Here is a 23,181-nt window from a genome sequence, read left to right as displayed (position 1 = left end):
TAATACAAAAATCATTATATTATCCTTTAAATTTTACGTTTATGAAAATTACAAAAATTGTGTTATTACTTTTCGTCTTTTTATGTACATCTAATGTATGGGCGCAATTAAACGAAAATGGGAAGCAAAACCTTACTTCGGAAAACAGAGTCATTAAAGACATGAAAATCCAAGTTTCTAATCCTGGTTGGGATGGAATGGTGAGTATAGCATTAGATGGAAAACTATTGTGCACGGATTATGATCAGGGCATACTGTTGCTGGCAGGGCAGAATTTCATTGAACGCACATCAGAAATAGATGTATATCCAGGTGGCGTACTTTCAATTTGGGGCTACAAAAATGGCACAGGTAATACTAATGTAATTTCATTAACAATTCCAGAAGATGAAACAGATCCAATATTAATCGTAGAATGTACCCCCAGCAGCCATTTCCCTTTAAAAGCATATTTCAAAGGACACTACTGATTATCAAAAAATTATTTAGATAAATAGCAGTTCAAAAAGTCTTAATAATTATGAGATCACCCTCACTCTAACCATGTTTAAACTGCACTCCTAAAGTTTTATGTCCAACTTTTGGGGTGCAGTTCAATTGTAGTAAGGGTGATTTTTTCATACATGAAAATATCCAGGTATTCCTATCATAGAATATAAAAAGTGATCATGGAAATCCCTTCAAACAAACAATTGATTTGACAAAAACCGATAAGTAATATCCTCCATTTTCCCATTGACAATACGATACAAACGCTGATTTGTTTTTGCAGATTTCAATCCACCCAACGCTTCCACGTAAGGTCCCAACTTTATATATTCGAAATAACTCATATTAAAGTCGGTAGGTAACTCCGACTTTCCGGAATACCAACCCACTTTCACCGGAGCTATGGACTGACGGCAACAGAGAAACTGTGCCAATCGCTCTACTTCTAACGGATAAGCATCCCCACCCATAAAACAGACACAAGTCACAGCTTTACCATATTTCTGCAAAAGCCATGAAAGACTTTCTTCAGTTAGGAATTCACCTATGTCATCCATCAGATAAGGACTATGACACCCCTTACACCTGTTCGGACAATTAGAAAGATTGATAGCCAAAGTAACCTCACCCGGTATCTCTTGAAAAACAATATCATAATCAGCGTACCGGAGCATAATATCTTTGAGCAGCCTCCTTCTGCCGGGCTTGTGAAAAATTGCTGACACGTTTCATGTAACCGATAACACGAGTCAGATAATCTACGTCCTCGCTATGACATTCAGGACATTCGTGCAGATATCTCTTATCGATATGCTTACACTTATTGCAAATAGTATTCGGAATATTGAATGTGAAGTAATTACAACCTTCTATAGCAGCTACCCGTAACAATTGCCGATATTGTTCTTTGCTAAGATGCTCCTCCAAATTCATATGTAAAGCAGAGCCACCGGTAAGATGCTCGATATAGCGATGCCCGTGAAGACGAAACCTGTCGACAATATTCAATGACTCATCTTCCACGATATAGAAATAACTGTTATAGCATTCACGGAAAGTTTGGAAACCGGCCTCCTTATCCCACTTGGCATGCTTCACGCCTACATTTTCGGCAGGGATCATTTCACAGTTAAACAAAACTTCCTTTGTACGATACTTCTTATTATATTTTTCTATCATACCCAAAATCTCCTGCACAAATGCTTCATATTTGGGATTATCATTGATTTCGATTCCCATAAACTGAGCTGCTTCAACCAAACCGTTGACACCGATAGTCAAATATTGACGACTCATATTGATATAACCGGCATCAAACAAAGGTAACATACCTTTTGCCTGCAACTGTTTCAGATTCTCATTGTAAGCCAGTTGTACTTTGTGAACCAAATCGACGACCTCTTCCAAAAAGAAAGGATAAAGCATACCCGACTTCACTGCATGCTGGATACAACGATTCAGATTAATAGTCAATACACTCTTCGAACCGGTAGAAACCCCGCCGGCACCTAACGTATAACTGAAACCATTATCTTGTATTTCATTACGCAAACGGCAACAGCTACTTAGGGAATCGGCATTATCACTCATATAGGTAAAGAAAGAGTGCCCTCCGGCATACATTTCGGCAGTGAAATCTCCATATTCTTTATCTAATACGTCGCCATCTTTGGTCAGCAATGCCATTGTTTCGACAGGAAACGTCAAAACGGTCCGTGTGCGTTCCTTATTAAACCACCTCATAAAGCGCTTTTGCAACCAACTCAAAGAATCCCAATCGGGTTTACTTCCATCGGGAAAAACAAAATGCTCGAAAAGACTATTGAAATAGTACTTGTCATAATAGGCTACATTCCAAAATACCGCCTGAAAATTCCGTGCACCCGTAGGTTGATTAATAGAATACACTATCTGTTCAAAACAATCCGTTATAATCTTATCGATCGTTCTTCGCTTAACAGACAAATCAACAACCTTGTCAGCGTGTTTATAGTAATCCTGTCCATACTCCAAGCCTACAAAATAATTCATGTACATTAAAAACTCCGGAGTAGCACATGCACCGCTCAGCATACTGGATACAATGAATACCATGTTGACAAATCCTCCACAGAAAGATTTCAGATTAGTCGGAGCCGTCGAATTGCCTCCCACACCCACAGTGCCGTTTATCAACCAGGGATACATGGTGATACTTGCACAGTAATTGGCGAGATTAGTCTCATCATTCTTATAAATAAAATGATGATTCAAAAGTTCAAGATAGCGGTCGGAGACTTCTTTACCATACAAATCTTTCAAACGATCCGTCAATAACCGGCGGTTCAGACGAATAAAATTCGATTTTGGCAATTCACCTATCAAAGTAGCGATGTTCTTGTTCTCCACATTTGCATTTGCATCATATTTACTGCCGGTAGCAGGATTGGAAGCGTCACAATAATCAAGCAAGAATCTAAGCTTGTCTCTGACTTCACGGTCTTCCAAATGCTTCTGACGATACAGCATATATGCTTTTGCAACACTGTAATAATGCTCTGCCATCAGAGCTACTTCCACCTGATTCTGGATTTCTTCCACACTGGTTCCATCACTGACACTGACACGGCTCAATACATTGGTAATGACATCCTGTGTAGCAAAACTCCCTACTGACAAAAAAGCTTTGGCAATCGCATTTTTAATCTTATCAAGAGAAAACACTTCTCTTTTCCCATCTCTTTTGATAATGAATATCTCCGAACTAATCATACTTATAAATTAAGATTTAACAAATAAATTCATCATAAAGCTATTCAAATACGACAATTCACGGAGGTCAGTAATAAAATGAAATCGGTAGAATCCACTCCATCGCCTTTCACCCGAAAGCCTTGAATGAGGTAATGAAACCGGCAGGTCTTCTGACTTGTTTTTATTACAACGCCTTCCCGATTCTATAAAATAACCAGTGGCAAAGATTGTTGTAACATTTCTCTTTCAAATGCAAGAGATAAAACTTACAGCTACGGGGATAGTCCCTGATTTTCACAGGATTCCCTTTTAATTCCGGTTCGCATTGAAGCTACTTCAGAAACCGATATTGCTGACAAAGTTAGAAATTAAATCAAGAATTCAACTTGAAAAGGAAAAAATATTCAGCCGTATCTTTTTTCTTCGTTTCTTCTCCATCGAATTATAAAATCGACTATCTTTGCCCCGAATTGGTTGCGGATAGACATTTCGACTATTCGGATTAAAAGGGAATCGGGTGAAAATCCCGGACAGTCCCGCTGCTGTGAAACTCTGCTAATATCTTGAAAACAGACCTTTGCCACTGGTTCTTTTTATAGAACCGGGAAGGCTTCAAGATAAGGAGTCAGTCAGAAGACCTGCCATTCATCAAAGGCTGTTTTTACTCGTGGGATTAGGAAAGCAGTGTGAAAGAAGATGAATCCAATGAAAGAACCTGCGAAAGAGATACCTGTAAATATGGGTATGTCTATGTTGTGATACAATTAATCGAGGTTCTGTGGTTGATACATTAAAGACAAATTTATTATATTATGGAACTTCTCAGAAACCTTTTCGAAGGATACCCCAATCTTTGGGGTGGTGGAGTGGCACACTCCGTACTTATTTTATCGTTGGTTATTGCCTTCGGTATCATACTGGCTAAAATAAAGATAGCCGGAATTTCATTGGGTGTCACATGGATACTTTTCGTCGGTATCGTATTCGGGCATTTCAACCTGAGTTTAGACGAACATCTGCTACACTTCCTAAAGGAATTCGGATTGATATTATTTGTCTACTCCATCGGTTTACAGGTAGGGCCTGGTTTCTTTTCCGCTTTTAAAAAGGGAGGATTTACACTGAACATGCTCGCCATGACAACTATCTTTCTGAGTGTTGTTATTACCATCATCCTACACTTCGCCACAGGCGTTCCCATCACAACAATGGTCGGAATTCTTTCCGGTGCCGTCACCAATACCCCGGGATTGGGTGCTGCCCAACAGGCCAACAGTGACCTGAACGGTATCGATGCGCCTGAGATAGCAATGGGATACGCCGTAGCCTATCCACTCGGAGTGGTGGGTGCTATCCTTTCATTACTTGCCTTGAAGTATATTTTAAATATCAATACGACCAAAGAAGAGGCCGATGCGGAAAAAGGATTAGGACACTTACAAGAACTGACTGTACGTCCCGTCACCTTAGTTATAAAAAATGAAGCGATAAACGGAAAGGCAATTAAAGATATACGCCCGTTGGTAAACCGGAATTTTGTTATTTCGCGTATACGTTATCATGAAGGAAACAAAGAGACGGAATTGGTTAACTCGGGTACTATCCTGCATTTGGATGATGAGATTTTAATTATCTCCAATCCGATAGATATTGAGGCTATCACGGTCTTCTTCGGTAAACAAGTGGAGGTAGAATGGGAACAGGTTAGTAAGAATCTGATTTCAAGACGTATCCTGATTACCAAACCCGAACTGAATGGAAAAACGCTGTCGCAACTGAAAATACGAAATAATTTCGGCGCAAATATCACCCGCATCAATCGTTCGGGAGTAGACCTTGTAGCCGCTCCGAGCCTGCAATTGCAGATGGGCGACCGTGTAACAGTAGTCGGTAGCGAACTGGCTGTAGGACATGCCGAGAAGGTCTTGGGAAACTCAATGAAACGACTGAACCATCCCAATCTTATTCCGATATTTATAGGTATCGCTTTGGGATGTATCTTAGGAAGTATTCCATTTATGTTTCCGGGCATTCCTCAACCGGTCAAGCTGGGACTTGCGGGAGGCCCGCTCATCGTATCGATCCTTATCAGCCGTTTCGGCCCACAATACAAAATGATTACTTATACCACCATGAGTGCCAATCTGATGGTTAGAGAAATAGGCATTTCACTCTTTCTTGCCTGTGTAGGATTAGGAGCCGGTAAGGGATTCATAGAAACTGTTGTGAACGAAGGAGGTTATGTTTGGATCGGTTATGGGGCCATCATCACTGTTATCCCATTATTAATAACGGGGCTTATCGGACGTTATGGCTGTAAATTGAATTACTATACACTCATCGGAGTATTGTCCGGAGCCAATACCAATCCACCCGCTCTTGCCTACTCGAATGACCTGACTTCTTGCGACGCTCCCGCCGTAGGCTATGCTACCGTATATCCGTTGGCCATGTTTCTGCGCGTGCTTACGGCACAGCTACTGATACTTTCATTATCATAAATACAACATTATACATACCTTTCAAATCATAAAAGATACCACTTTGTATTTACACAAAACGGGGAATGGCGATTACAGTAGTTTTTGCCACTTCCCCGTTGTAATTTAAAGATTATCACGTATCTTTGCAAACTCAAATAAATACAAATTATGGCTATTACAATCAAAAAAGTATCTGGAAGAAAAGAACTAAAAAAGTTTATTCGTTTCAATTTCAAGATGTATAAGGGTAACCCTTATTCCGTTCCCGATCTTTATGACGATATGCTTAATACGTTCAACAAAAAGAAAAACGCTGCGTTTGAATTTTGTGAGGCCGAATACTTTCTGGCTTATAAAAATGATGAACTGGTAGGCCGTGTAGCAGCCATTATCAACCATAAAGCCAATGAGAAATGGAATAAAAAAGATGTACGTTTCGGCTGGATAGATTTCATCGATGACATAGAAGTATCCTCTGCATTGCTGAAAGCCGTAGAAGAATGGGGCAAAGCCAAAGGCATGACAGACATCCAAGGCCCATTGGGATTTACCGACTTCGATGCAGAAGGTATGCTGATAGAAGGATTTGACCAGCTCAGCACCATGGCGACAATCTACAACTATCCTTATTATCCCCAACACATGGAGAAGTTGGGATACGAAAAAGATGTTGACTGGGTAGAATATAAAATCTACATACCGGACGCTATACCGGAAAAACATAAACGTATCTCCGATCTCATCCAACGGAAATATAATCTCAAAATAAAGAAATATACCTCCGCCAAAAAGATTGCCGCAGACTATGGACAGGCCATTTTTGAGTTAATGAATGAAGCCTACAGTCCGTTGTACGGTTATTCCCCACTGTCGCAACGCCAAATAAACCAGTACGTTAAAATGTATCTGCCAATCGTCGACCTGCGCATGGTAACCCTTATCACGGATGCCAATGACAAACTGATTGCAGTAGGTATTTCAATGCCCTCATTATCAGAAGCTCTGCAAAAATCACATGGGCGTTTATTACCTTTTGGCTGGTATTATCTTCTGAAAGCCCTGTTCATGAAACGACGGGCAAAAATGCTCGATCTGCTGCTTGTAGCCGTGAAACCGGAATACCAGAATAAAGGTGTTAACGCTTTGTTATTTTCCGATTTAATTCCGGTTTATCAAAAATTAGGTTTTATATTTGCAGAAAGCAACCCGGAGCTGGAAGAAAACGGAAAAGTCCAGGCTCAATGGGAATACTTCAAAACCGAGCAACATAAACGTCGTCGTGCGTTTACAAAAAAGATAGAATAATGGAACAATGTGCCAATATGCCAACGTGCCAGTTTCCGAACGGTGCTTTAGCATAGCGTAGCTGCATGCGTAGCCAATCGGCACATTGGCATATTGGCACATTAAAAAATTATTGTTTATGGAAGAGAACGAACTGATACCTTTAGACAACAGTCCTGTAGAATACACAGATGACAACATCCGCCATCTGAGCGACATGGAACACGTCCGTACACGTCCCGGCATGTATATTGGAAAGCTTGGCGACGGTGCACATTCCGAAGACGGAATTTATGTCCTTTTGAAAGAAGTGTTAGATAATAGTATCGACGAGTTCAAGATGCAAGCCGGTAAGAAAATAGAAATCATTGTCGAAGAAAATCTGCGTGTCAGTGTACGAGATTACGGACGAGGCATCCCACAGGGAAAGCTGGTAGAAGCCGTCAGTGTCTTGAATACCGGTGGTAAATATGACAGTAAAGCATTTAAAAAGAGTGTCGGCCTGAATGGTGTAGGTGTAAAAGCCGTCAATGCATTGAGCTCCCGTTTCGAAGTACGTAGCTATCGCGACGGTAAAGTCCGCATTGCCACCTTTTCTAAAGGCAATCTGCTTACAGACGAAACACTGGATACGGAAGAAGAAAGCGGAACATATATTTTCTTCGAACCGGATGCTACCCTGTTCCTGAACTACAGCTTCCGTCCTGAGTTTATCGAGACGATGCTGCGTAACTATACTTATCTCAATACCGGCCTTGCAATAATCTATAACGGGCAACGAATTTTATCCCGAAACGGATTAGTCGATCTGCTGAATGACAACATGACTGCTACCGGGCTTTACCCTATTATACATCTGAAAGGAGAAGACATCGAGATCGCCTTTACACATACCGGACAGTATGGCGAAGAATATTATTCATTTGTCAATGGACAGCATACGACACAGGGAGGTACTCACCAAAGTGCTTTCAAAGAACACATTGCCCGTACGATCAAAGAATTCTATAATAAAAATCAAGATTATACCGATATTCGTAACGGGCTGGTAGCTGCCATTGCCGTCAACGTTGAGGAGCCGATGTTCGAAAGCCAGACAAAAATCAAATTAGGTTCTACCAATATGTCACCCGGTGGCATAACTGTAAACAAATTTGTCGGCGATTTTGTCAAACAGGAAGTAGACAACTTTTTGCACAAACACGGTGATGTAGCAGAAATCATGCTGCAAAAGATACAAGACTCCGAGAAAGAGCGCAAAGCCATTGCCGGTGTAACCAAATTAGCACGTGAACGCGCTAAAAAAGCCAATTTGCACAATCGAAAACTCCGTGATTGCCGCATTCATCTGAATGACCCCAAAGGTAAAGGACTCGAAGAAGATTCATGTATATTCATCACCGAGGGAGACTCTGCCAGTGGTTCTATTACCAAAAGCCGCGATGTCAACACACAAGCAGTATTCAGCCTGCGCGGTAAACCGCTAAATTCATTCGGGCTGACCAAAAAAGTGGTATACGAGAACGAAGAATTCAACCTGCTTCAAGCTGCATTAAACATTGAAGACGGTATTGAAGGATTGCGCTACAACAAAGTAATCGTAGCTACGGATGCCGATGTAGACGGTATGCATATCCGTTTGCTGCTTATTACTTTCTTTCTTCAGTTCTTTCCCGACCTGATTAAAAAAGGGCACGTCTATATCCTGCAAACACCTCTGTTCCGTGTACGCAACAAGAAAAAGACCCTTTATTGTTACAGTGACGAAGAACGCCAGAAAGCAATCAGGGAGTTAAGCCCCAATCCGGAAATTACCCGATTCAAAGGTTTAGGAGAAATCTCCCCGGACGAATTCAAACACTTTATAGGGAAAGACATGCGTCTGGAGCAAGTGTCATTGCGTAAAACCGATCTTGTAAAAGAATTACTCGAATTCTATATGGGTAAAAACACCATGGAACGGCAAAACTTTATTATAGACAATCTGGTTATAGAAGAAGACATAGCATAAAACAAAAAAATGAGAAGAGCTATTTTCCCGGGCACGTTCGACCCGTTTACTATCGGACATTATTCGGTAGTAACCCGTACCCTGACTTTTATGGATGAGGTAATCATCGGAATAGGTATCAACGAAAACAAAAACACTTATTTCCCGATAGAGAAGCGTGTGGAAATGATCCGGAAATTCTACCAAAACGAACCACGAATAAAAGTAATGTCTTATGATTGTCTGACCATCGACTTCGCCCAGCAAGTAGGTGCGCAATTTATCGTTCGCGGCATACGTACGGTAAAAGATTTCGAATATGAAGAGACCATTGCAGACATCAATCGCAAACTGGCCGGAATCGAAACCATATTACTATTCACCGAGCCGGAACTCACTTGCGTCAGTTCTACCATCGTACGCGAACTTCTTGGCTACAATAAAGATATCAGTATGTTTATTCCGGAAGGGATGGAAATTTAATAACGAGTAATAAATGATTAGTGATTAGTAAATCAAGATGATGAAAAAAATATATATATTCTTAGCCTGCCTGTGGGCTATCACATCACAGGCACAGAACTTCGGTTCTCCTGCCATGCGCAAACTGCAAATGGCCGAATTCGCTATCGCCAACTTATATGTGGACAAAGTAGACGAAAATAAACTGGTAGAAGAAGCCATCATCAAAATGCTGGCACAACTCGATCCACACTCCACTTATTCGAATGCGGAAGAGGTAAAAAAGATGAATGAACCCTTACAGGGTAATTTTGAAGGTATCGGCGTTCAGTTTCAGATGATTGAAGATACCCTATTGGTCGTACAACCTGTCAGTAACGGACCTTCCGAGAAAGTAGGTATTCTCGCCGGAGACCGTATCATAGCAGTCAACGATACGGCTATTGCCGGAGTGAAAATGAGTACGGAAGATATCATGAGCCGTCTTCGTGGCCCGAAAGGTTCTAAAGTAAACCTGACCATCCTCCGACGGGAAGTAAATGACCCGTTACTTTTCACAGTGAAACGCGACAAAATCCCCATCCTTAGTCTGGATGCCGCATATATGATCGAACCGAAAACAGGCTATATCCGTATCAACCGTTTTGGAGCTACCACCGCTGAAGAATTTCTAAAAGCAATGAAAGAGTTGCAGAGCAAAGGTATGAAAGACCTTATCCTCGATCTTCAAGGTAATGGAGGAGGATATCTGAACGCAGCTATCGACCTTGCCAATGAATTCCTCGGGGAAAAAGAGCTGATTGTATACACAGAAGGAAGAACGGCACAGCGCAGTGAATTTTTCGCAAAAGGTACGGGAAATTTCCGTAAAGGACGCTTGGTCGTACTGGTAGACGAATATTCCGCCTCAGCCAGTGAAATTGTGACCGGAGCCATCCAAGACTGGGACAGAGGTGTAGTTGTAGGACGACGCTCTTTCGGAAAAGGACTGGTTCAACGTCCTATCGACCTGCCCGATGGCTCAATGATCCGATTGACCATAGCACGGTATTATACTCCCGCAGGCCGTTGCATTCAAAAACCTTACGATAGCACAGCAGATACCAAATTATCAGGCAGGAACAGTGACAGTGAGAATAATCAAAAGAAATATAATCAGGATTTGATAGACCGTTTCAATCGTGGTGAGTTGATGAATGCAGACAGTATCCACTTTCCGGATTCACTAAAATGCCAGACTAAAAAATTAGGACGTACCGTTTACGGCGGCGGAGGTATCATGCCCGATTATTTTGTGCCGATCGATACCACTCTGTATACGGATTATCACCGCAATCTCGTGGCCAAAGGGGTAATTATCAAACTGACCATGAAATACATCGAAAAGCATCGGAAAGAATTATTGAATAAATACAAAAAGTTTGAAACTTTCAATGAGAAATTCGAAGTAGATGATGAATTGCTGAAAACGATGCGTGAAATGGCAGATCAAGAGAAAATCGAATTCAACGAAGAGCAATACAACAAGGCTCTGCCTCTTATCAAGACCCAACTGAAAGCACTCATTGCCCGCGATCTATGGGATATGAACGAATATTTCCAAGTAATGAATAAAACAAATAAAAGTGTAGAACGGGCACTGGAAATATTAAGTTCAAAGGAGTACGAACAAATGCTGAAATAAATGAAGGGTGCATATCCCCCTCCAAGAAAATGAGGGTGTGTCGAAATTCTCATAAACTAAAAATGAACTGCACCCCAAAAGTTGGACATAAAACTTTAGGAGTGCAGCTCAAGCAGTTGTAGCGAGGGTGATTTCGATAAAAGGGGAGTTTTGACACATTTACATCCCCGTTTTTATTTATAAGTGAAAATTAAAAACAGGCTTTTAATAGGTAAAAGCGACCTGTTTTTTTTCTCCGAACAGCCAACTGTTCAACCAACGATTGACATAAATATTAACGACTGCACAACCTGCGCCGATAGCCGCTCCTGCTATCACGTCCGAAGGATAATGTACCCCCTCATTCATTCGGGAAAAACCTACCGAACAGGCCCAAACAGCCGAAGGAGCAATCACATACCATTTGGGATATTTAATACTCAGTGAAGTAGCCAACGAAAAAGCTGCCGCCGTATGGCTGGACGGGAACGAAGGACTGCTTTCCGTACTATACGGATATACCCGCCCGGGATATCGGTCATACGGCCGCTCACGATCGATCATGTGTTTTATGCCATAAGTCAGCACCACAGCTTCGGCCACACTCGTACCAATATATACGGCATCTTTTAACAACTCCTTGTCCTTCCCTATACCGGCATAAATTGCCATAGCGACAGGCACTCCCACCGAAATATAAGGAGCCGAGCGAGAAAATGCTTTACTATAATTCCGCACAAATTTCCCGTCCATACTATTAATTTTATGCAACGTATTTATATCCCAGTTTTGTGCCTGAATTCCCATAGTACAGAACACTGCAACACACGCAATCATTAATTTCCTCATCACCATTTTCATTTATTAGACCAGACAAAGATATAGCAAAAATATTGAGTTTTCATAAAAAATATCATATCTTTGTTGCCTGACAACCATAGCTTCTCACTTTAATTCATGATAAAAAACAGTTATTGTAAAAGATTTACCGACTGTGCACAATGCCCCAAAGCTGCTCAAGGTACATTTGTCTATAGGAACTTTCCCAGGGGACAACACTTCCCTGCCGACAAGTGCACACAAAACTGCATACTGTTTATGATAAAGGGAGAACTCCTCGTGAATAGCCAGGAATACCCCGGAACCAGCTTACGTGACGGGCAGTTTATCCTTCAGGCCATCGGCTCCAAAATCGAATTACTGGCACTGACAGAAGTGGAATACATCGTATACTGGTTCAATGAATTGCCACAAATATGTGAAAGTTATTACCGCGAAATCTTAAATACTTCCGAAGCCCCGCTGACCTATACTCCCTTGGTGATGAATTACCGGCTCAGCCGGTTCATAACGGACTTGGGAGAATACTTAACAGAAGGCATTTCATGCGGACCTTTTATCGATATTAAAAGTCAGGAACTCGTATTCCTTCTTACCTGCTACTATCCGCGCCCCCAACTAAGTAACTTTTTTTATCCCATCAGTACGTATACTGAAAGTTTCCAGTACTTCATCATGCAGAATTATAATAAGGTAAAGAATGTAGAAGAATTCGCCCATTTGGGCGGATATACCGTTACTACCTTCCGGCGCCTGTTCAGAAACATGTATGGAGTACCGGTGTACGAATGGATACTCGACAAAAAGCGTGAGGGAATTCTTGACGATCTGCAACATACCAAAGAGCGAATTACCGACATCAGCACGCGTTACGGATTCGACTCCTTGTCACATTTTGCCCATTTCTGTAAAGCCTCTTTCGGAGATTCTCCCCGTGCTCTGAGATCACGTGCAGCCAAAGGGGAGAATATTAGTAAGAAATAATACCCCCTTTTCATTAAAGAATTATTTCTTTAATTCTTTGGTTAATCAATGTATTTCCTGTACTTTTGCACGAAGAGAAATAGGCATGTAAAAAAGAAATTATAGTTCTAACAATTAAATAATTTAAAATCAATCATTTATGTGGTTAAGTAATTCATCTGTAGGAAGGAAAGTGGTGATGAGCGTTACAGGTATCGCCCTTGTCCTGTTTCTAACGTTTCACATGGCGATGAACCTTGTTGCGATCATCTCGGCTGAGGGTTACAACTTGGTTTGTGAGTTCCTGGGAGCAAACTGGTACGCGTTGGTGGCTACCTTAGGACTGGCTGCCCTCTTCGTGATTCACATTATCTATGCCTTCTGGCTGACGATTCAGAATCGTGCAGCACGCGGCAGCGAACGCTATGCCGTAGTAGATAAACCCAAAACTGTGGAATGGGCTTCACAAAACATGCTTGTTTTAGGTATCATCGTGGTTCTGGGCTTAGGTCTTCACCTGTTCAATTTCTGGGCTAAAATGCAGCTCCCCGAATTGATGCACAACATGGGTGCAGTAGTAGATACTACTTATGCTGCCGACGGTGTTTATCACATCACCAACACTTTCTCTAATCCGGTATACGTAGTGCTTTATCTCATCTGGCTGGCCGCTCTCTGGTTCCACCTGACTCACGGCTTCTGGAGCTCTATGCAGTCACTGGGCTGGAACAACAAGATTTGGATCAATCGTTGGAAATGCATCTCTAACATCTATTCAACAATCGTTGTCATCTGCTTTGCCCTGGTAGTAGTCGTATTCTACGTTCAATCGTTATGCGGCGCTTCTTGCTAAATTTTAAAATTGTAAATGATTAAATCGTAAATAGCATTATGACTCAAATAGATTCTAAAATTCCTGAAGGCCAGTTAGCCGAAAAATGGAGTAACTATAAAGCTCACCAAAAACTTGTTAATCCTGCCAACAAACGTCGTCTCGACATTATCGTTGTAGGAACCGGACTTGCCGGCGCATCTGCAGCCGCTTCTCTGGGTGAAATGGGATTCAGAGTATTCAACTTCTGTATCCAGGATTCTCCACGCCGTGCTCACTCCATCGCAGCACAAGGTGGTATCAACGCAGCTAAGAATTATCAAAATGACGGCGACTCTGTATACCGTCTTTTCTACGATACAATCAAAGGTGGTGACTATCGTGCACGCGAAGCCAACGTTTACCGTCTGGCAGAAGTATCCAATGCCATCATCGACCAATGTGTAGCTCAGGGTGTTCCTTTTGCCCGTGACTACGGTGGTACGCTCGACAACCGTTCTTTCGGTGGTGCGCAGGTATCACGTACATTCTATGCCCGTGGCCAGACCGGACAGCAGTTGTTGCTGGGCGCTTATTCAGCATTGAGCCGTCAGGTACAGAAAGGTACTGTAAAATTGTTCACCCGTTATGAAATGCTCGACCTTGTTATAATCGAAGGACGCGCCCGTGGTATCATTGCCCGCAACCTCGTAACCGGGGAAATTGAACGTTTCGCTGCTCATGCCGTAGTTATCGGTACAGGCGGTTACGGAAATGCTTTCTTCCTTTCAACCAATGCAATGGGCTCCAACGGTTCTGTTGCCATCCAGTGCTACAAAAAGGGTGCTTATTTTGCTAATCCTTGTTTTGCACAGATCCACCCGACCTGTATCCCTGTTCACGGTGACAAACAGTCTAAGCTGACGCTGATGTCTGAATCTCTCCGTAACGACGGCCGTATCTGGGTTCCGAAAAAGATCGAAGATGCCAAAGCATTGCAGGCAGGAACTAAAAAACCGAATGATATACCCGACGAAGATCGTGACTTCTATCTGGAACGTCGTTATCCGGCATTCGGTAACCTCGTACCTCGCGACGTGGCATCACGTGCTGCCAAAGAACGTTGCGATGCAGGTTTCGGTGTAAACAATACCGGCTTGGCCGTTTTCCTTGATTTCAAATATGCCATCGATCGTCTGGGTGAGGATGTGGTTCGTGCCCGTTATGGTAACCTCTTCGATATGTACGAAGAAATCACCGACGAGAATCCATATAAAACTCCGATGATGATATTCCCCGCTATCCACTACACAATGGGTGGTATTTGGGTAGATTATGAATTGATGACTTCTATTCCGGGTCTGTTCGCTATCGGCGAAGCCAACTTCTCCGATCACGGCGCCAACCGTTTGGGTGCATCCGCGTTGATGCAGGGTCTGGCCGACGGATATTTCGTATTGCCATACACTATCCAAAACTATCTGGCCGATCAAATCCAAGTTCCGCGTTTCTCTACCGACCTTCCGGAATTCGTAGCAGCCGAAAAAGCTGTCAAGGATAAGATTCAGAAAATCAAAGCCGTTAACGGTAAACATTCTGTTGACTCCATCCACAAGAAATTGGGTCACATCATGTGGGATTTTGTAGGTATGGCTCGTACCAAAGAATCTTTGCAGAAAGCTTTGAGCGGTATCCAAGAAGTGAAAAAAGACTTCTGGACCAACGTACGCATCCCGGGTGAAGTAAACGAACTGAACGTAGAACTTGAAAAGGCTCTCCGTCTGATCGACTTTATCGAAGTAGGTATGTTGATGGCCCGCGATGCTCTGAACCGTGAAGAATCTTGCGGCGGTCACTTCCGTACTGAGTATCAGACTCCGGAAGGCGAAGCTTTGCGTGACGATAAGAACTTCTCTTACGTATCTTGCTGGAAATATACCGGTGAAGATTCAGAACCGGAATTGATCAAAGAAGATTTGAACTATCAGTTCGTGAAAGTTCAGACTCGTAACTACAAATCTTAATCGGCTAATCAATTAAAGGAAAACAAAAATGGATAAAAATATAAGTTTCACACTGAAGGTATGGCGTCAGAAAAGCCCGAAAGCAAAAGGTGCTTTTGAAACATATCAAATGAAAGATATCCCGGGCGATACTTCGTTCCTCGAAATGCTGGATATCCTGAATGAACAAATCATTAACGATGGTGGTGAACCGATCGTATTCGACCATGACTGCCGCGAAGGTATCTGTGGTATGTGCTCTTTGTACATCAACGGACATCCACATGGTCCTGCAACAGGCGCCACTACCTGCCAGATGTATATGCGCCGTTTCAAAGATGGCGATACAATCACTGTAGAACCTTGGCGTTCCGCCGGCTTCCCGGTAATCCGCGACCTTATGGTAGACCGTTCTGCTTATGACAAAATCATGCAGGCAGGTGGTTATGTAAGCGTAAATACCGGCGCTCCACAAGACGCTAACGCTATCTTGATTTCCAAAGACATTGCTGACGAAGCTATGGATGCTGCTGCATGTATCGGTTGCGGTGCTTGTGTAGCTGCATGTAAGAACGGTTCGGCTATGTTGTTCGTTTCGGCAAAGGTCAGCCAGTTGAACCTGCTTCCGCAAGGAAAGGTAGAAGCTGCCCGCCGCGCAAAAGCCATGTTGTCTAAGATGGACGAACTCGGATTCGGTAACTGTACAAATACCCGTGCATGTGAAGCTGAATGTCCGAAGAACATTTCTATCAGCAACATCGCTCGTTTGAACCGCGATTTCATCCTCGCAAAACTGAAAGACTAAGCGTATAACTTAGCATTTGATTAATAACAGAAAATCCCTGCCGGGTCATCCGGCAGGGATTTTTATATATACCTATTGAATAAGAGAAATTGTGAACTATTCTACTATTACCTTGGACATCTCGATCACCCCGTCTTCAAACACCGTTCTTACGATATTCAATCCTTTCACCGGAGCTTCAAGCTTCACTCCGCCAACAGTGAAATAAGAGCGGGATAAGATAACTTTAGAAGCTGTTTCAGAAATAATGGAAGTAGCGATAGTAATATCCAGTTCGGCAATTTCCGAATCGGGGAAACCCTCTTTCACTGCGATAGCTTTCACTGTGCAAGATGATTTCGTCTCAAACGGTTCTGCATAAAGACTACTTTCTACTGTAGGTTCAGTGCCATCCAAAGTGTAGTAGACAGCCGCATCTTCTGTTTCACAAGCAATCGTGACCATTTTCCCATCGGCAGTATCTTCTGTCGTAATGACCGGAGTAGCCACCGGCAGTACCGGATCTTCACCTTCACCTAATAATTTAATATCGAATATCATCGCATTATTGTTCTTTCCGTTTTCCGAAGCAGAAGCAAACTTAACCAATACCGGTTCTGTTCCTTCATAAGAAATCACTTGTTTACGGATATTCTTATAAGCATCATTAGAAAGTGTTCCCAGTTCTGTCCATTCTTCAGCATCCACCGTTTTCACCGATACGGTCAACTTCTCCGTATTGGAAGCTGATTTTGCACCACACCACCAGATAGCAATATCAAACGGTCCGGCTACGGCAGAAGGAGTAATCATATAAGCGCTGGCCGTTCCTGTCAAGAATGACATGGCATAACCCGACGCACCGGCATCAGCTTCTGTCTCCGGGCCATAATTTCCGCCTATTTCTTCAGAAACACCGGTAGTCTGGAGGTTTACACGCTGGCCTTCACTTCCGATTATAAATCCTGCAACCGTTTTCTCATCCGTCTTTCCGGAAGCGATTATATCCCCGGTTATTCCCCACTCTTCCGGTTGGTTCTTGAAGTTGGCCCACAACAGGGTTTTATTCCGTGCGATATAATTTTCATTCTCAATATCTTCCGAAGCTATATCCGAATCTGCCATATCTTTCTTCACGGCAAATGCTTTTACTGTACAAGGCTTCAAGATGTCAAAAGGTTCTGTATATTGCGTGCTGGCAATCGTAGGATCTGTTCCATTAATCGTATAATAGATAGTAGCATCTTTCGTATCCGTAGTGATGGTTACTGTCTTGGCATTTCCATTTGCTTCTGCCGAAATAACCGGAGTAGCTACCGGATCTGCCCCTTCGCCCAACAACTTAACATCGAATATCATTGCATTGTTGTTAGAGCCGTTTCCGGAAGCACAAGTTATCTTAACTTGTACAGGCTCTGTTCCATCATAAGATACAATTTGCTTACGAACACTCTTATAACTTTTATTAGAGATCGTTTCAAGTTCTGTCCACTCCTCTGCATCCGCAGTTTTCACAGATATAGTCAATTTCTCAGTGTAAGATGCACTCTTTGCCGTACACCACCAAATAGCAACATCAAAAGGTCCGGCTACTACAGACGGAGTAATTATATAGCCACTGGCAGAGCCTGTAAGGAAAGACATTGCATAGCTTGTCGCTCCCATATCTTCTTCTGTAACGGGACCGTAAGTATCACCGATCTTTTCGGACACACCTGTAGCCTGCAGATTAACACGCTGCCCCTTGCTTCCGATTATAAATCCTGCGATTGTCTTTTCATCCGTCTTTCCGGAACCGATTATATCCCCGGTTACTCCCCATTCTTCCGGCTGATCCTTGAAATTGGCCCATAACAACGTTTTGTTTCGTGCAATATAATTTTCGTTCTCAATATCCTTCGACACTACTTCTGAATCGAGCATTCCTTCTTTCACAGCAAAAGCCGTTACCGAACACGGCTTCAAAACATCAAATGGTTGCGTGTATAGGATACTTTCAATAGTAGGAACAGTACCGTCCAAAGTATAGTAAATCGCGGCATCTTCTGTTGCAGTAGTAATAGTCACTGTTTTAGCGTTTCCATTAACAACATCCGAAATAACCGGAGCAGCTACCGGATCCGACGGCTCAACATATACTTCCTTCGTGGCAATCAGATAATCGGCCGCATTCAGCAACAATCTAATTGCATTGGCATCAATCCCCCTGATCAGATTACTGGCAAACGGTATCAACATATACTTATTTGTCGTACCATGTTCATGAATGGTATTATAAGTGCCTGTTCCATCTTTTGCCATAACAATGTCATCAGCAATGATTGCACCCGGATCTTTATAAGCTTGCACTTGATTGTTGCTGGCATCGCTCTCGGTAAAAATAACACATGTACCGTCTTCTGCGATGGCCACTCCATTGAAAATAGCATGATTACGATAAGCTTCCAATATAATCATCGTATTAGTTCCTTTATCCGGATTCTGCCCCGTAGCCCATGCCCAACGGTCTGAAGAATAATAGAATGACTTCAGATTGAGCATAGGCACTTTATTTACAACGGTCTCCAACTTCAACCCATACGCATGTTTACCGCCAACAGCCTCAGAAGAAAATACCAGATCATAACCAAGTAATTCATTTACCGTAGAACCATCTAAAGATTTCACATCGATATCCGTTACCTCATAGGCGTCAATCAATGCAGCATGTACAGGGTCTTCATCGAGTACATAACCGGCATAAGAAGAATCATAAATATAAGCTACTTTACGTGCAACCGTTTCTTCGGATACTGTAATACTTTTCAAGATAACACCTTCATTGTATTTGAACTTCACATCACCATCAGCAGCGACTACTAACTCATAAGTATTTTCACCATCATTGCCGGTCTTATAAGTGTCAGATCCCACCGTACCTGTCATGTTCGTTATGGCGCTGATACCACGTCCACTTGTCGCATTCGCACTTTTCAGAATAATGGTAACATGCTGTCCAGCTTTCAGTTCTTTGATTGTCACTTCCAGATTCTTACTTCCTAACTGGATACCATCATCACCCATATTTATACGAAGACTCAAATTTCCTTTGGTCAGTGCAGGAAAGAGAATGCCATCGGTCTCTGCAATCACTACCCCATTAGCTTTCAGGACATTTTTGGCATCCACCGTCTCTAAATTCTTATAACGCTTAAGAACTTGCGTCTCAGCGTCAATTTCTGCTTCCCAGCTGGTGGCATCTGCCCCCAGATTAGCTAAAGTTGTTTCACTCCACGATAAGAAATTCCAATTTTTAACGGTTTTCAGACTCTGCCCGTTGGTTGCCATCACGCAGCCGAATAGAACAAACAAAAATAGAAACAATCTACTTGTAAAATAATGTCTCATAATACTAAATTTAAAATTCAACATAGGATACTGTCTTTCAGGATTAACCATTCAGAGTTTGCAAATAAAGAGAGAAATCACGTAAAACTTGCTATTCGCATTGACGGTAATACTTTCTAAAATGATTTTAAAAGATTGCAAAATACATTTAAAGGAGTTCTTTCTTTAGGACCAGTCCTTTACTTCCGCATCAAATAGAACCGACCGAAAAAAACTTTGAATATTCACTAATCCATAGAATAGCCGCTACGGATTCGTATAAGCTTTTCATCGTAAAATCAAGACACTTTCTTTCATAAAAATAAGCATATATTCCTGTTCTATTTCACCTATAAACTTGTCTCTATGATAGAAAAAGATGTTTTCTTAAAAACAAGGTTAACCATTTTTCTTAGGAATTAAGAAAATAAATAGATTATTATCGGTTGTAATATAATATTAATGCATTATATTTGCAAATGGAAAAGGAGATGCATAACGTATACAAGCACAGGTGACGTTAACTATCAGTAGTACATCTTCTGTTGCGAACTAATATTTGTGCCTAAACGAAATCGACCAATTTCATTTCTGGAACTCTGGCACAGAGAAAGTCCCGCAACCTTTATTGCATATATATGTTATATCTACACGCTTTTATACGTACAGATAAATTCCCCGTATATACCAATAAAGGGAGTGTGGGCTGACTCATTGATCCAGAGTTAGGCTTTTGGTCGAGCCTCGTTTAGGAGTAATGTTTCGGTCTCACGCTCTTATATTATCGGCACTCCGACTAAATATTACATATTATTGTTCGTTTTCACATGTAATAGGAATTATATTAATAAGTTACACACAAAGAAAAAAATGATTATGAATATAAATTATTTAAACAAGCTAACAATTCCGTCCAATCGTTAATAGAATTTTATCATCCCTTATGTAAGAGAGGATACCGGTAGTCAATAAACAAAAAGTACAAGTGTGTATCTTTATAGACTGCTGAGTGTCCATTTAGGCAGGGTGTCGCTGTGAAGCGATGCCCTTTTTTATACTCCCAAAACTTACTGCGATTCGCTTAAACGTATGCTGCGAGGAGAAGCTCCAAAGTTTTTCTTACAGAAATTTGAGAAATGAGGTAAAGATTCAAATCCGTATTTGTAACAAATCTCAGAAATGGTAGCTTTCGTATAGCGAAGTTCGTAAATGATCCCTTCTTTACGTTGTTTCATCATCCACTCATAGACAGGTTCATGAAATACAGAATTGAATATACGACGAAAAGTAGTAACCGTATATCCACCCAAGTGGGCAAATTCTTCCACTGTTTTTACTTTCGTATGATTGCCGAGGACAAAGTATTGAAAACTACTGGTATACTTGGCCAATGAATGTACTAAAGTGGATAACTCATAATCGGAATAATAGGAACTAAGAATAAAAGCAAGTTCTTTTTTCTTGAGTGATAATAGCTCGCGACATATCTTGTCTTTAGATAAATAGCTGGCAGAACCTTCAAGAAAATGTTTCAATTCCGGCACTATTTTCAATGGAGAAAAGATCAAGGGAGGAGTCACTTGAGTTTTTATATGATTATAACGCTCCTCACAAAAGAATTCAGGTTTATTAAAGCTATAGCATACACATTCAGCGTCTTCCATAACAAGCAACTCCAACTTCGAACCGATTGCCTGAAGAATAAATTCGCCGGCCCGCAATGTAGTACCGGCATATTCCTGACTATTGACAAGAACTTCACCTTTAAGCAAAAAAATAATAATGTTCTCTTCACACTTCTGAGCCGGCTTGTGAAACCCTCTCGGATGAGAAGCATGAACAATAGAATTTGTCACTGCCTTGGGACATTCCAAACAGTTCATCGTGACTCCACAAGTGGAGAGGCCGGACATAACGATATATTATTTATTTGTTTATGTTTTCCACAAAAGTACAATAATATTTTTACACACAAAGCATTATATAAAAAATTCCTCAAGAAAAGATATAAAAACTTTTCTTGAGGAATTCATTAGATGATTATACTACATTTATAAAAACAATTATCCAATAGTAGCAGAACCTGTACCTTCACTCCAATCAGCAACAGAAGCACTGACCGAAATCTGTTCTTTAAATGTTAAAGTTACAGTGTATGCAACACCTGCGCCGTCTAAATGCTCTGCCACAGAATTTAAAGTTACAGTAACATTATCATAAGTTTTTGTACTTGTTGTCACACTAATAACAAATGTACCTGCGATAGGTTTTACCATGATGGCATGCCCTACCGGTGTTTCAGTTGCAGTTATTGAAGTACTTGCAGTAACACCTATAGACAAAGGCGTAGCAAGCGTTTCTCCAAAAACAACTTCATCAGTACCAAGATTTATTTTTTCAGGTACACACATATCTTTTACCTCAATAGAGGTAAGTGTTACATTATCAGCTAATCCATCACCGGCAACCACCTTAAATATCAATTTTGTCAACGGCCGCTTAAAAGCAAATGAAGCAGCAGGCGTATTTTTATCACCGTTAATGGCAGATGCCATTAAGATGTCTAATGTTCCATCTTTCTTTGTCAAGTTATAAATCCAACTATCAGTATCAGCAACAGGAGTTTCACCATTTACATAAAAAGCTTTCATAAAAGTATGGGTTCCATCTGATTTATAATATTGAGTATTCGTTAAAGTTATATTATTAGTTACTTCAGAAGACGCTTTTATATCACTGGATATTGCCGTCCATGTAGGTGCGACCTTATAATCAGCAACATTATCACCTTCCCATCCCAATACTGTAGCTTTAAACAGCTCATCTGTTCCAATAGCAGCTCTCGTCCCTACCACTACTGCTGTTTCTACTCCTGCATTCAGTGTAATCGCTACCGGTTCCCCACTATCAACCACATCCTCAATCTCTGTATTTGAGCAACCAGCCATCACTCCCAATGCCAATGCTGAAAAAATAAATGTCTTCATACTTCTTGTTTTTAAAGTTTATATTATTGTTTTATTTGTTTCTAAATTCCACCGGTACATACATCCTGTTTCATTCTCCAATTCATTGCCCTCCAATTCATTGCCGTAACAGTCGCGTTTATCTTTAATAAATGCCATATCTACCCAAAAAGAGATTCCTCCAATACAATACGAAAGACATTACTTTTTCATGAATAAATTTCTCTTGTTTTGCATCTACCGATTATCTCGATGCAACAAATATAGAAGATGAAAATGAACTTAAGCAACACTCCGGCAACTATTTTACGGTACTGAAAGGGTTCGTGAAACGATTGGAAGAT

The 23,181-nt window shown here is 41.4% G+C and carries 16 protein-coding genes and 2 riboswitches; of the genes, 10 read left to right on the top strand and 6 right to left on the bottom strand.

Annotated elements, in window-relative coordinates; genetic code table 11:
* Nucleotides 1–41: 41 nt before the first annotated feature.
* Complete coding sequence (locus HMPREF1532_RS09545; protein WP_005928285.1) at nt 42–470, top strand: hypothetical protein; 429 nt, start codon at nt 42–44, stop codon at nt 468–470.
* Nucleotides 471–680: 210 nt separating this feature from the next.
* On the opposite strand, the gene HMPREF1532_RS09540 is transcribed toward HMPREF1532_RS09545, so the two are convergent.
* Complete coding sequence (locus tag HMPREF1532_RS09540) at nt 681–1,163, bottom strand: radical SAM family protein (RefSeq protein ID WP_005928282.1); 483 nt, start codon at nt 1,161–1,163, stop codon at nt 681–683.
* Nucleotides 1,147–3,240 (bottom strand): anaerobic ribonucleoside-triphosphate reductase, encoded by a 2,094-nt coding sequence (nrdD, locus tag HMPREF1532_RS09535; protein ID WP_005928279.1) that lies wholly within the window; start codon nt 3,238–3,240, stop codon nt 1,147–1,149. The genes HMPREF1532_RS09540 and nrdD overlap by 17 nt, the downstream gene beginning before the upstream one ends.
* A 125-nt stretch (nt 3,241–3,365) precedes the next feature.
* Nucleotides 3,366–3,585, bottom strand: a riboswitch (cobalamin riboswitch).
* 91 nt (nt 3,586–3,676) lie between these two features.
* A riboswitch (cobalamin riboswitch) is annotated at nt 3,677–3,882 on the top strand.
* 152 nt (nt 3,883–4,034) lie between these two features.
* Between nrdD and HMPREF1532_RS09530 the strand changes: the two genes are divergently transcribed.
* From HMPREF1532_RS09530 to HMPREF1532_RS09510, 5 genes are all read left to right on the top strand, one after another.
* Entirely contained in the window at nt 4,035–5,723 is a 1,689-nt protein-coding gene (locus HMPREF1532_RS09530) for a putative transporter (RefSeq protein ID WP_005928276.1), read from the top strand.
* A gap of 150 nt (nt 5,724–5,873) precedes the next feature.
* Nucleotides 5,874–7,010: a hypothetical protein gene (locus tag HMPREF1532_RS09525; protein WP_005928273.1), complete on the top strand. Its 1,137-nt coding sequence runs from the start codon at nt 5,874–5,876 to the stop codon at nt 7,008–7,010.
* A 118-nt stretch (nt 7,011–7,128) separates the two neighbouring features.
* Nucleotides 7,129–9,000, top strand: a complete 1,872-nt coding sequence (locus HMPREF1532_RS09520; RefSeq protein WP_005928270.1) for a DNA topoisomerase IV subunit B — start codon at nt 7,129–7,131, stop codon at nt 8,998–9,000.
* A gap of 9 nt (nt 9,001–9,009) precedes the next feature.
* Nucleotides 9,010–9,462, top strand: a complete 453-nt coding sequence (coaD, locus tag HMPREF1532_RS09515; RefSeq protein ID WP_005928267.1) for a pantetheine-phosphate adenylyltransferase — start codon at nt 9,010–9,012, stop codon at nt 9,460–9,462.
* Between the two features lie 40 nt (nt 9,463–9,502).
* Nucleotides 9,503–11,125, top strand: a complete 1,623-nt coding sequence (locus HMPREF1532_RS09510) for a S41 family peptidase (protein ID WP_007479640.1) — start codon at nt 9,503–9,505, stop codon at nt 11,123–11,125.
* Between the two features lie 204 nt (nt 11,126–11,329).
* Here HMPREF1532_RS09510 and HMPREF1532_RS09505 read toward each other — a convergent pair whose 3' ends face one another.
* Nucleotides 11,330–11,953 carry a phosphatase PAP2 family protein gene (locus tag HMPREF1532_RS09505; protein ID WP_005928261.1) on the bottom strand — a complete coding sequence of 208 codons (624 nt, stop codon included), beginning with the start codon at nt 11,951–11,953 and terminating at the stop codon, nt 11,330–11,332.
* A gap of 108 nt (nt 11,954–12,061) precedes the next feature.
* On the opposite strand from HMPREF1532_RS09505, the gene HMPREF1532_RS09500 reads away from it, so the two are divergent.
* The 4 genes from HMPREF1532_RS09500 to HMPREF1532_RS09485 all read left to right on the top strand — a co-directional run bounded on the left by HMPREF1532_RS09500 (nt 12,062) and on the right by HMPREF1532_RS09485 (nt 16,526).
* On the top strand, nt 12,062–12,928 hold the full coding sequence (locus HMPREF1532_RS09500) for a helix-turn-helix transcriptional regulator (protein ID WP_005928258.1): 867 nt from the start codon (nt 12,062–12,064) through the stop codon (nt 12,926–12,928).
* A 139-nt stretch (nt 12,929–13,067) separates the two neighbouring features.
* Entirely contained in the window at nt 13,068–13,760 is a 693-nt protein-coding gene (locus HMPREF1532_RS09495; RefSeq protein WP_005928255.1) for a succinate dehydrogenase/fumarate reductase cytochrome b subunit, read from the top strand.
* A gap of 38 nt (nt 13,761–13,798) precedes the next feature.
* On the top strand, nt 13,799–15,742 hold the full coding sequence (locus HMPREF1532_RS09490) for a fumarate reductase/succinate dehydrogenase flavoprotein subunit (RefSeq protein WP_005928252.1): 1,944 nt from the start codon (nt 13,799–13,801) through the stop codon (nt 15,740–15,742).
* A gap of 28 nt (nt 15,743–15,770) precedes the next feature.
* On the top strand, nt 15,771–16,526 hold the full coding sequence (locus HMPREF1532_RS09485; RefSeq protein ID WP_002558385.1) for a succinate dehydrogenase/fumarate reductase iron-sulfur subunit: 756 nt from the start codon (nt 15,771–15,773) through the stop codon (nt 16,524–16,526).
* A 96-nt stretch (nt 16,527–16,622) separates the two neighbouring features.
* On the opposite strand, the gene HMPREF1532_RS09480 is transcribed toward HMPREF1532_RS09485, so the two are convergent.
* From HMPREF1532_RS09480 to HMPREF1532_RS09470, 3 genes are all read right to left on the bottom strand, one after another.
* A complete protein-coding gene (locus tag HMPREF1532_RS09480) occupies nt 16,623–19,892 on the bottom strand; it encodes a chitobiase/beta-hexosaminidase C-terminal domain-containing protein (RefSeq protein ID WP_244266418.1) in 3,270 nt (1,089 codons plus the stop codon).
* A 1,046-nt stretch (nt 19,893–20,938) separates the two neighbouring features.
* Nucleotides 20,939–21,784: a helix-turn-helix domain-containing protein gene (locus tag HMPREF1532_RS09475; protein ID WP_005928245.1), complete on the bottom strand. Its 846-nt coding sequence runs from the start codon at nt 21,782–21,784 to the stop codon at nt 20,939–20,941.
* A gap of 150 nt (nt 21,785–21,934) precedes the next feature.
* Nucleotides 21,935–22,858: a fimbrillin family protein gene (locus tag HMPREF1532_RS09470; RefSeq protein ID WP_005928241.1), complete on the bottom strand. Its 924-nt coding sequence runs from the start codon at nt 22,856–22,858 to the stop codon at nt 21,935–21,937.
* Nucleotides 22,859–23,181: the final 323 nt, after the last annotated feature.

It is taken from the genome of Bacteroides salyersiae WAL 10018 = DSM 18765 = JCM 12988 (assembly GCF_000381365.1).
GTDB lineage: Bacteria > Bacteroidota > Bacteroidia > Bacteroidales > Bacteroidaceae > Bacteroides > Bacteroides salyersiae.
This window is presented reverse-complemented; position numbering and strand designations above follow the sequence as displayed.